Annotated in this window: 5 protein-coding genes and 1 pseudogene; 3 read left to right on the top strand and 3 right to left on the bottom strand. The window is 43.5% G+C overall.

What is annotated here, in order from left to right:
* A pseudogene (locus BSHG_RS0220830) lies at positions 1–1,950 on the top strand (RagB/SusD family nutrient uptake outer membrane protein).
* A 156-nt stretch (positions 1,951–2,106) separates the two neighbouring features.
* A complete protein-coding gene (locus tag BSHG_RS00810; RefSeq protein ID WP_011203710.1) occupies positions 2,107–3,648 on the top strand; it encodes an arylsulfatase in 1,542 nt (513 codons plus the stop codon).
* A gap of 929 nt (positions 3,649–4,577) precedes the next feature.
* Here BSHG_RS00810 and BSHG_RS00815 read toward each other — a convergent pair.
* Positions 4,578–7,076 carry a YfhO family protein gene (locus BSHG_RS00815; protein WP_005797373.1) on the bottom strand — a complete coding sequence of 833 codons (2,499 nt, stop codon included), beginning with the start codon at positions 7,074–7,076 and terminating at the stop codon, positions 4,578–4,580.
* Between the two features lie 121 nt (positions 7,077–7,197).
* Positions 7,198–8,616 carry an adenosylhomocysteinase gene (gene ahcY / locus BSHG_RS00820; protein ID WP_005781763.1) on the bottom strand — a complete coding sequence of 473 codons (1,419 nt, stop codon included), beginning with the start codon at positions 8,614–8,616 and terminating at the stop codon, positions 7,198–7,200.
* Between the two features lie 186 nt (positions 8,617–8,802).
* Here ahcY and BSHG_RS00825 point away from each other — a divergent pair, with 186 nt between their 5' ends.
* Positions 8,803–10,371, top strand: coding sequence for a PAS domain-containing sensor histidine kinase (locus tag BSHG_RS00825; protein WP_005791952.1), 1,569 nt, complete (start codon positions 8,803–8,805; stop codon positions 10,369–10,371).
* A gap of 55 nt (positions 10,372–10,426) precedes the next feature.
* On the opposite strand, the gene BSHG_RS00830 is transcribed toward BSHG_RS00825, so the two are convergent.
* Positions 10,427–12,076: an AMP-binding protein gene (locus tag BSHG_RS00830; RefSeq protein ID WP_011203709.1), complete on the bottom strand. Its 1,650-nt coding sequence runs from the start codon at positions 12,074–12,076 to the stop codon at positions 10,427–10,429.
* Between the last annotated feature and the right edge of the window lie 17 nt (positions 12,077–12,093).

Here is a 12,093-nt window from a genome sequence, read left to right as displayed (position 1 = left end):
ATGAAAAAGATATATCTATCATTGGCTATTTTAGCCGGAATCGGACTGGCCGGATGTAATGACAGCTTTCTGGAGCATGCGCCTGTCACCAGTCTGACAGAAAATAATGCTTTTAGATCTTATGATAACTTTAAGTCGTTTGCATGGCCTTGTTATGAGATATTCAAGGATAATAATATAGCCAATACCATTAACGGAACCGGACAAGGTTCCTGCTATGCAGGTGATATGAATGCCGGATACTTGGAAAGCCGTGCCAATGAGTCGGGCAATGACTATGCTTTCGGAAGAGTTCAGAGTGTAGCTTCGGGCAATGGTTGGGGCTTTTCCGGCACATTCCGTCGTGCCAATATTTTGCTTGCTAACATCGATAAGTCGGAAATGACCGATGCCGAAAAGGACCATTAGCGTGCAGTAGGGTATTTTTTCCATTCATACTGGTACATGGAGCTTATCAATCGTTTTGGGGCGGTGCCTTGGGTTAATACGGCCCTTAACGAAAATTCTCCTGAGGCTTACGGTCCCCGTGTTGACCGCGAAATTGTGGCCGATTCCGTATTGAACCGTTTGAAATGGGCTGAAGCGAATATTGGAGATTTTGAGAAGCAAGATGGTGCAAATACCATTAATCGCGATTGTATTCGTGCGGCTATCTCACGATTTGCGTTGCGTGAAGCCACTTGGCGCAAATATCACGGAATAGACGGAGCTCAGAAGTTCTTTGACGAATGTATTCGGGTGTCCCGTCTGTTGATGAATGATTACCCTACTCTTTATTACGGAACAGACGGTCAGCCCGCAGCCGGATATGGAGAGATGTGGACAACAGAAGATTTGGGCAAAGTGCCGGGTGTCATCTTGTATATGGAGTTTGTTCAAGACATCAAGATGGCCAATTTTAGTGCATTGGAACATATGGATAGCCACAATGTAGAGATGAATCAGCATACTGTTGACCTTTATCTGTGTAAAGATGGCAAGCCGATTGCTACTTCTGCAAATTATCATGGAGATAAAACTCCCTATGCTACTTTCCGTGACCGTGATCCGCGTTTATATCACGTAGTAATGCCACCGTATAAAGTGAAAGCAAAGGTGAAGACGAAAGAAGATCCCAGAACATGGGATTATACCGATGATCCGGCAGATCGTGAATATATCGATATTATGGGTCCTAACGAATCCTGTGATAATCCCGGTATTGGTATGAAACGCCTTCCCGGACAGAACTGGAGTGCTTCATTGGTACCTTCTTCACCAAACTTTATGGGGGGTATCGGAGCTACAGGTTTTGTGAGAAGCCGCTCGGGATATTATTTCTGGAAGAATTGGAGCAACTGGGAAACGAACCGTAACGGAGGTGTCACTCTGAACACATCGGATAAGCCTATCTTTAAGATCGAAGAGGTTTTATTGAATTATGCCGAAGCCATGTGTGAGACCGGACAGTTCACTCAGGCAGTGGCCGACGAATCTATTAATAAGTTGCGTAGACGCGCCGGTGTGGCCGATATGAAGGTTGCCGATATTGATGATAGTTTTGATCCGAACCGTGGACGCTATTATCCGAAAGGAAATGAACAAGGTGTTCTGGTAGATCCTGTTTTATGGGAAGTGCGCCGTGAACGTATTGTCGAGCTAATGGGTGAAGGCTTCGGATTCTACGATATCCGCCGTTGGAGAATGGCGCCCTGGTTCCTTAACCGCCAGTTTAAAGGAATGTGGATGACGAAAGATAAGTTCAGACATGGTGCCCAGTTCTTATTGAATGAAACGACCGGTGGACCGGACCCTGCCGACGGAGCCATGACAGAAGGATATATTTATTTACAACCGGACCCTATCAAAGCAGGTGAAGGCTGGCAGGAGAGATATTATCTTTATGAGGTTCCTACTCAAGAAATTATCTTGAATCCGGCACTTGCACCTAACAATCCGGGGTGGGAATAATTGAAACGGAATAGCAATGAACTTGTTTCACCACAGATAACACAGATTTTCACAGAACTTCTAATCTTGTTATCAATAAAATAAATTATTAATCTGTGAAAATCTGTGTTATCTGTGGTGAAGTTAAAACCAAATGGACTCGAAACAAACCCAAGAATGAATCAAAAAATTATTTATAGTAGTGCATTACTTGTCGGATTAGGCAGTCTGCAAGCATTTGCCCATAAAGAAAAGGCCCATACCCCTCAAAAACCGAATATCATCTTTATTATGTGTGATGATATGGGGTATGGAGATCTGGGTTGCTATGGACAGCCATACATCAGCACCCCTAATATTGACAACATGGCCCGTGAAGGCATGCGCTTTACGCAAGCCTATGCCGGAAGTCCGGTGAGTGCACCTTCGCGCGCATCGTTGATGACCGGACAACATACCGGACATTGCGAAGTGCGTGGTAATAAAGAGTATTGGACTCAGGCGTCTACAGTGATGTATGGCGATAATAAAGAATTTTCAGTTGTCGGACAACATCCCTATGATCCGGAACATGTCATTCTGCCCGAAATAATGAAAGATAACGGATATACAACCGGTATGTTTGGTAAATGGGCGGGGGGATACGAAGGCTCGGCGTCCACTCCGGATAAAAGAGGAATCGATGAATATTACGGATATATCTGTCAATTTCAGGCACATCTCTATTATCCCAATTTTCTGAATCGTTATAGTCCGTCGTTGGGTGATACAGGTGTTGTACGTGTTGTGATGGAAGAGAATATCAAATATCCGATGTACGGTCCAGATTATCATAAACGTACTCAATACTCAGCTGATCTGATTCATCAGAAAGCGATGGAATGGATCGAGAAACAGGATGGTGAACAACCTTTCTTCGGAATCTTTACCTATACCTTGCCGCATGCAGAGTTAGTGCAACCGGAAGACTCTATTTTGAATCATTATAAGACACAGTTTGCTGATGACAAAGCTTTTGGTGGTCAAAAAGGATCCAGATATAACGCCATTACCCATGTGCATGCACAGTTTGCGGGTATGATCACCCGTTTGGACTATTATGTGGGCGAAGTTCTGAAGAAGTTGGAAGAGAAAGGATTTGATGAGAATACGATTGTCATCTTTACCAGTGATAATGGGCCCCATGAGGAAGGCGGAGCCGATCCTACTTTCTTCGGGCGTGACGGAAAGTTACGTGGCTTGAAGCGCCAGTGTTACGAGGGAGGTATCCGTGTTCCGTTTATTGTCCGTTGGCCCGGTCAGGTTGCTGCCGGAACAGTGAATGATCATCAATGTGCTTTCTACGATGTCATGCCTACCTTGTGTGATTTGACAGGCGTGAAGAACTTCACGAAAAAATATGTGAATAAGAAAAAGGAAGCGGATTATTTTGATGGTATCTCTTTTGCTCCGACCATACTGGGTAAAAAGAACCAGAAGAAACATGATTTTCTCTATTGGGAGTTTAATGAAACGAACCAGATCGGTGTACGTATGGGAGACTGGAAAATGGTTGTCAAGAAAGGTACTCCTTTCCTTTATAATCTGGCGACAGATATCCATGAAGATCATAATGTAGCTGCCGAAAATCCTGATATTGTGAAGAAAATGGTTGGGATTATCCATCAGCAACATACGGAAAATCCAAATTTCAAGGTAACATTACCTCCTACTATGTAAGAAGATTCTTAGTGATAGATCAAGCGCTGTCTTTTACCCTCTATTCAGAGGAAGGATAGCGCTTTTTGTTTGATAGCTTAGAGCGCTGTTCGGTATCAAAATGTTTGCTGTTTTATTTTTCTGCTGGCATCTGCTTTGGCGAAATGTTGCGAAATAGAAGAGGAATCATCAGATATTTCTTTTCAGATCACTTGTTACCGGGAAATTATGTGAGAGGTATCGGAAGGAAGTTAACTTCCTGTCGGCAAATAACTAACTTCCTGCCGACAGAGAATTAATTTCCTGAGAGTAGGAAGTTAACTTCTTATGAATAAGAAGTCTGCATTCTGATGAAAGCATCGGTTTTCCTTCTCGAAACATCCCTTAATTTAGGGAAAAAGAACTGCTTTTTCTTCTAGAACAGAGTTTGGAGGACTCTTTTTAAAAGTGTTATTCCGAATGTTTATGAGATTTCCAGGTTTCTTCCTAAGAGTAAATGCCCTTGGTATCTTGTCTTTATGGTAGCATTTCACTGTATTTTCCGACTCTCTGACTTCCTGGAAAAGGGTATTCCTGCGTTTTTTACTCTCTTCTTGTTTCCAGGGCACAAAGAATTGATTCTGAGGAATCTCAAAATACATTTTGACAGAATGCTAAAAGAAGATTTCCTGTGTAATGTTGGTTTTGATGTATAACCTCCATCCGGAACATCCAATTATCATATACTTTTGCTTGAAGATTATTGTGAACTTCCTTTGTCTATTATAATCCTTGTCGTTATTATATTAAAACAATAAAGAGGGATGTGTCAAAACTCGTATTCACCACAGATTACACTGATTTACACAGATAAATATCATTGGCTATCAGTGTATTAAAAACGTTTTTGTGTAAATCCGTGTAATCTGTGGTGAGTTATGAAACACCCTCTTTCATCATTTAATTAATGATTATTTGCTGTTTTCACTATATTTTTTTCGATAGATCCATATCAGGATTATTACTCCTACCAGCAATAACGCCATCGCTCCGTATGCAATACCTTCTGTAATATGCAGGCTTTGCGGATCAAAACGCATTTCGATGGTGTGTTTACCTGCCGGGACATTCATAGCACGTAAAATGTAGTCTGCACGGGCAATATCGGCGGGCTTGCCATCAATGGTTGCCGTCCACCCCGGATAATATATTTCGGAGAAAACCACTATACCGTCTTGGGGTGAGGAAGTCTCGTATACTAATTGGTTAGGTTCATAACTGGTCAAACGAATCGTAGACAGTGAGTCTTTGTACCCCTCGTTCACTCCTTTCAGTGCCTCTTTAAACTTAGAGTCTACTATAGCGGTTTGTTGCAGGTCGACTTGCCCGATGGCATCGATTTCTTCGTTTGCATTGTTCACGTATTGTATTTTATCTATGAACCATGCATTTCCGAAAGTATATGGGTTCTCAATGGGGACTGTTTGACCTTGCTGTCCGGCAGGGAATATAAAGTATTTCGTATTCAGCATATTCAATACAGGAAACTTAGCAGCGTTTACGCTATCCATTTGTCCACCGGCTGTAGCTACTTCCTGATAGGCTGCCTGCATTTCTTTAGCGATGTGATGGTCTATCATTTCCTGATAACGGCGAAGCTTTGCAGCATGATAACCGCCTACGCTCTTGTGCCAATAAGAGGTATTGTTTTCTTCAAATGTATTGCCCGCAAAGTTCAGTACACGATAATCCAGTGATGGGTCTTGCAGGATTAGTTCATCTGTCTGTGTTTTCCGGAATGTAGCAGTCTGCTCTGATTTCGGGATAAACTGTTCGTCGTACAGATAACGTTTATTTACGCTCCACATGTCTCCCAGGCATAATAGAGCAATAGCGGCAACAGTCCAGGTTGCTTTCAGCTTTTTGGCGTTATAGGCCAGTAAAAGCAGGGTGCCGATGGTGACGATAAAGAAACTTCGCCAAGCATCAGAGGTGAAAAGGTGTACACGCATTTCCTCAAGATTGGCAATAATGGGCGATAGTTGGTCGGCAGGCAGGGCATTTTGCAGAGCTGCCATTTCGTTACCTGGAATATAGGTAGGAAAGAACAGACGGGGCGCAATGGCAAAGAGCAGTGCCAATCCCCCGGTTAATCCGAAACTGATATAGATGTATTTCAGTTTCTCTTTCAATAATTCCGGCTTGGTGAGTATTTCCTTCAGGGTAAGGATGGCGAGCAAAGGAATAGTAAACTCGGCAATTACCAAAATAGAGGATACAGCCCGGAACTTATTGTACATTGGGATATAATCGATGAAAAAGTCTGTCAATCCCATGAAGTTTTTACCCCATGAAAGTAGGATAGAGAAGATGGTAGCTCCCAGCAGTGCCCATTTCATAGGACCTTTTACAATGAAACATCCCAAAATGAAAAGCATTAGTACGAATGCGCCTACATAGACCGGACCACTTGTCATCGGCTGATCGCCAAAATATTGAGTTAGCTGTGAGTAGAGGCTGCTATACATCGGATTAGCCTTTTCCATTGCTTTCTCACTTCGTGACAGCGGTACGGAAGCACCTCCTTTGACATTGGGGACCAGCAGGGAGAATGTTTCACCGATACCATAACTCCATTGAGTGATGTAATCGCGGTTGAGGCCGCTACTAGTCTGTTTGGCGGCAGCTCCTTCATATTTCAGTTCACTTTTACCACGCATCGTTTCTTTACTATATTCGTAAGTGTGGTATAGGTTTGAGAGGTTGATGGATACTCCAATCAGTCCTGCAACAATCAGCACGCCGGTAGCTTTGAAGAATTGGGGGAGTTCTTTTTTTCGCCAGGCGTCTTCGAAGAATGCGCCTACCATGAAAAGAATAACAAACAAGAAATAATAAGTCATCTGCACATGGTTGGACAATATCTGCATAGCCATGAATAAAGCGGTGATAATACCTCCTAACAGATATTTTTTTCGGTAAGCAAGTACTATACCTGCTATCGTAGGTGGAATATAGGCTAAAGTAATAAATTTCCAGATATGTCCGGCAGCTATCAGAATGAAGAAATAGGACGAAAATCCCCAAATGATTCCTCCTAACCCTGCGAGCCATGCCGGTATGCCGAATGCCCTTAGCAGGATATAGAACCCGAGCATCATGATAAATGTGAGCCATACGTAGTTCGGAAGAAAAAGGTGATATACTTTCTGTACAAATGTCAGCGGCTCGGTAGAGTCGTAACTCGGGGACATCTGGTAGGTAGGCATACCTCCGAAGAGTGCATTGGTCCAGCGGGTACGTTCACCTGTTCTCTCATAATATTCTTTGGCTTCTTGTCCGGCTCCGGCTCCGGCCACGGTGTCGTGCTGGAAGAGAATCCGGTCTTCGGTGATAGCAGGGAAGAAATAGATGAAAGAGATAACTATAAATGCCAGAATGGCAATCAGGTCAGGAAGAAATTTTTTCATTTACGATTAGACGATTTACAATTTACAATTGAAGTTTGACTTAGGATTAGACGATTTACTATCCTGAAGTGAGAAAAAGTAATTTCAGTCGTTATTCGTAAATCGTCCAATCGTAACTTTTTTAATATCTGTAATGATCCGCTTTGTAAGGACCGTCAACAGACACACCGATGTAGGCAGCCTGCTCCGGAGTCAACTTGGTCAGCTTCACACCAATTTTTTCAAGGTGTAGGCGGGCTACTTCTTCATCCAGATGTTTAGGTAAACGATATACATTGATATCGTATTTCTTGTTGAACAACTCGATTTGGGCCAATGTCTGATTGGTGAATGAATTACTCATTACGAATGACGGGTGTCCTGTGGCACATCCCAGGTTTACCAACCGACCGTCTGCCAACAGAATGATACTGTGACCGTCAGGGAAATAATAGCGGTCTACCTGTGGCTTGATATTGACACGTTTGATACCCGGATAATGTTTCAGTGCATCTACCTGGATTTCATTGTCAAAATGGCCGATGTTGCAAACAATGGCCTGATCTTTCATTTGTTCCATGTGATCGATACGGATGATATCGATATTACCGGTAGTAGTGACAAAGATGTTACCTTCTTTGCAGGCGTCTTCCATGGTTACTACTTCAAAACCTTCCATGGCAGCCTGCAGTGCACAGATAGGATCGACCTCTGTAACCAGCACCCGGGCTCCGTAGGAACGCATAGAGTGTGAACAGCCTTTACCTACATCTCCATAACCGCATACTACAACTACTTTACCGGCAATCATTACGTCTGTGGCACGTTTAATGCCGTCTGCCAGTGATTCGCGGCAACCGTACAGGTTATCGAATTTAGATTTGGTAACCGAGTCGTTTACGTTGAAGGCAGGGAACAACAACTTGCCTTCTTCCTGCATCTGGTATAGGCGATGCACGCCGGTCGTTGTCTCTTCCGAAACTCCGCGCACTTCAGCCGCTACCCGGTGCCAGCGTTCTTTGTCTTCTGCCAGCACTTTTTTCAGTATAGCATTCAATTCTATTTCGTCTTCGGCATGTACTTCTTTGTCCAATACAGCAGCATTGTTTTCTGCTTCGTAACCTACATGGATCATCATAGTGGCATCCCCGCCATCGTCGACAATCACTGTCGGTCCTTTGCCCCCCTCAAAGTTCAGGGCCTGCAAGGTACACCACCAATAGTCTGCCAATGTTTCTCCTTTCCAGGCAAATACGGCAACACCTGAAGCTGCGATAGCCGCTGCAGCATGATCTTGAGTTGAATATATATTGCAAGAGCACCAACGCACTTCAGCTCCCAGGGCTACCAGTGTTTCGATCAGGACGGCAGTCTGGATAGTCATGTGCAGTGATCCCATGATACGGGCACCTTTCAATGGTTTGGATTCTCCATATTTTTCGCGAAGAGCCATAAGGCCGGGCATCTCTTTTTCTGCCAAGTCGATTTCCTTGCGACCGAAGTCGGCAAGCGTGATGTCTGCCACTTTGTAGGGCAGGGTAGAGAATAATTCTGTGGACATAAATGTAAATTGTTTAAAATATAAAGTGGTGCAAAGATAGAACATTCTGAGTAGTAGGGCAAAAGCTATCGACTTTTTTAATCAATAATAACTTCGATTTGTAGGATATTTTTTGGATATATGTATTATATTTGCAAGTAATGTGATGCTATATACAACAAAACAGATTTAAATAGACTCAAATCCATGGGACATTACGAGCATAAAACGAAAGAGGAACTACTGGAAATTGTATGTAAATTGGAAAAGAAGGTGGAAGGCCTCTCTTCCGAACTCGACTCTCTGAAAAAAGGGCGATTCCGTGAACGGTACAGTACTCGGATTTTAGATGCATTGCCTGATATGCTGACTGTTTTTGACCATAATGCGAACATTGTGGAGTTGGCTTCATCTCCTACAACAAATCATGTGGAAGGTACCACCTCCGATAGTATTATTAATTCAAATGTAAAAGATATTGTTCCCGAAGAAGCGTATGAAAGTGTTCGTCACAACATGGATAAAGTCATCCATACCGGTAAGAGTTCGACAGCTGAACATTCATTAATGCTGGACGGGGTACTCCATCATTATGAAAATCGTATTTTTCCGCTGGATGATCAGTATTTGTTATGTATGTGTCGCGATGTCTCGCAGGAGACTGAGATGGCTAAGATCAATGAGACCCAGCGAAGTGAGATTGTACGTCTCAATTCGTTGATGAATGACATTTTGAACAATATTCCCGTCTATTTATTTGTGAAGGATACCGGAAATGATTTTCGTTATCTTTATTGGAATAAAGCTTTTGCCGAGCATTCCGGAATCTCTGTCCAGAGGGCTGTCGGTAGTACGGATGCAGATATATTCCCGGACAAGAAAGATGCCGAACATTTCCGGGAAGACGATTTGAAGGTGATGAAGTTGGGACGTATTGAATATCTGGAGAATTATACAACTATGAGCGGTGAGGTCCGTACGGTCACTACAATGAAAACAGTTGTCCCTTCGGGAGGTCAGCATCCTTATATTATCGGAGTATCGTGGGATGTAACCGAAATCAAGAAGACGGAAAAGGAGCTTATAGCTGCCCGGATTAAGGCAGAAGAGGCCGACCGGATGAAATCTTCGTTTTTGGCTAATATGAGCCACGAAATCCGTACTCCTCTGAATGCGATTGTAGGTTTTTCCAAACTGATTATTGAAGCGGACAATGAGTGTGAAAAGCGACAGTATGCCGATATTGTGGAACACAACTCGACTGTTCTGTTGAATCTCTTTAATGATATTCTTGATCTTTCGGCACTTGAAGCCGGTTCCTTGGAGCTTTCTTATCACCCGGTGAGGCTGAAAGATATCTGTTTACAGTTATATGAATTGCATGTGAAATCGGTTAAGCCGGAAGTTCGGCTTGTGCTGGACGAGGTAGATTCGCAACTTTGCATACAAGGAGACTGGGAACGTATTTCTCAGGTTTTGGTTAATCTGATTACCAATGCCATTAAATTTACTTCTGTCGGAGAAATTCATTTTGGATTTCAGAAGAAGGCGGATATGGTACAGTTTTACATGTCTGATACGGGGAAAGGTATTCCGGCAGAAAGGGTGGCCACCATCTTTCAGCGTTTCGGAAAAATAGATGATTTTGTGCAAGGGACCGGATTGGGACTGACTATCTGCCGGATGCTTGTCGAAAAGATGGGCGGGCGTATCTGGGTACGTTCCAAACAGGGAGAAGGAACTGTTTTCTATTTTACTCTGCCTATGGCAAAATAGTGACAGTGATAAGTGATTAGCGTCAGACGCTAATCACTTATCATGCATATCTGCTTTATATAATCTGGATACCTTGCTCCTCACAGAGCTTCAGTCCTAAATCCTTCAGTTTGAATTTTTGTATCTTACCGCTCCCGGTCATGGGAAATTCGTCAATGAAGAAAATGTATTTAGGGATTTTGTAGCGGGAGATTTTATTCCGGCAGAAGTCTTGTACGTCCGAAGCCTGCATAGTTACTCCTTCGTGCAAAATGATGAAAGCCCCTACTGCCTCTCCATATTTTTTAGATGGGATGCCCGATACCTGTACGTCCTTCACTCCGTCGAGCTTATAGAGGAATTCCTCTATCTCACGGGGATAGATATTCTCTCCACCACGGATGATCATATCTTTGATACGTCCTGTGATACGATAATTCCCATCTTCGTCCTTGATTCCCAAGTCTCCTGAGTGTAGGAAATTGTTTTTGTCTATCACTTCAGCCGTAGCTTGTGGATTCTTGTAATATCCTTTCATGGTGTTATATCCCCGGTTGCACATTTCCCCCTGTACGCCGACCGGGCATTCTTCACCAGTTTCAGGATCGAGCACTTTTACCTCCGTAAATTCAAAGTCACGCCCTACGGTGTTACAACGTACGTCAAACGGATCGTCAATGCGTGTAGCAGTCATTCCGGGGGCTGCTTCTGTCAGTCCGTATACACTGGTAACCTTCATATACATTTTCTCTTCCACTTGCTTCATCAATTCTACCGGGCAGAGTGAGCCGGCCATGATACCGGTGCGGAGGCTCGACATATCGAACATATCGAACATCGGATGGTTCAGTTCGGCAATAAACATAGTGGGTACTCCATAAAGTGCTGTACATTTCTCTTTATGGATAGAGGCTAATACGATCAGCGGGTCAAAACGTTCCACCATCACTTGAGTACAACCATGAGTCAGACAGTTCATGGTGGCCAGCACTACACCGAAGCAGTGGAACAATGGAACACAACAGCAGAGTTTATCATTGCCCGTGAATTTCATGTGTTCTCCGGTCAGGAAACCATTATTGCTGATATTGTAATGTGTCAGCATAACCCCTTTGGGAAATCCGGTTGTTCCTGATGTATATTGCATGTTTACCACATCGTGGCAATCGACCTGCGACTTGAGTTCGTTGAGCTCGGTGTCTTCTATGTTATCGCCTAGCAACAGGATCTCCTGTGTGTTGTACATTCCGCGATGTTTCTCCTGTCCTACGTAGATTACGTTCTTCATATAAGGAAAACGCTCGCTTTTCAGATGTCCTCGTTCGCAGGTTTTCAGTTCCGGAAGCATGGTGTAGGTCATCTGTACAAAGTCGCTGTCTTTTTCGCCGTTGACAATGCAGAGCGTATGCATATCCGAGTTCTCGCACAAGTATTCCAGTTCGGCTTGTTTATAGTTGGTGTTTACCGTTACGTAGACTGCACCTATCTTCGCGCAGGCATATAATAAGGTAAGCCAGTCCGGTACGTTTGCTGCCCAGATTCCGACGTGGGTACCTCTTTCCACTCCGATGGCAATCAATCCTTTCGCCATATCGTCTACCCGCTTGTTGAATTGCTTCCAGGTGAAGCGCAAGTTGCGGTCGGAGTATACAATATATTCTTTGTCCGGTGTTGTTTCGGCCCAATGTTCAAGCCATTGTCCGAGTGTTCTTTCGTATAGTTGCATGTTTTTAGTAATGTGTA

Source organism: Bacteroides sp. 3_2_5 (genome assembly GCF_000159855.2).
GTDB classification, from domain to species: domain Bacteria; phylum Bacteroidota; class Bacteroidia; order Bacteroidales; family Bacteroidaceae; genus Bacteroides; species Bacteroides fragilis.
This window is presented reverse-complemented; position numbering and strand designations above follow the sequence as displayed.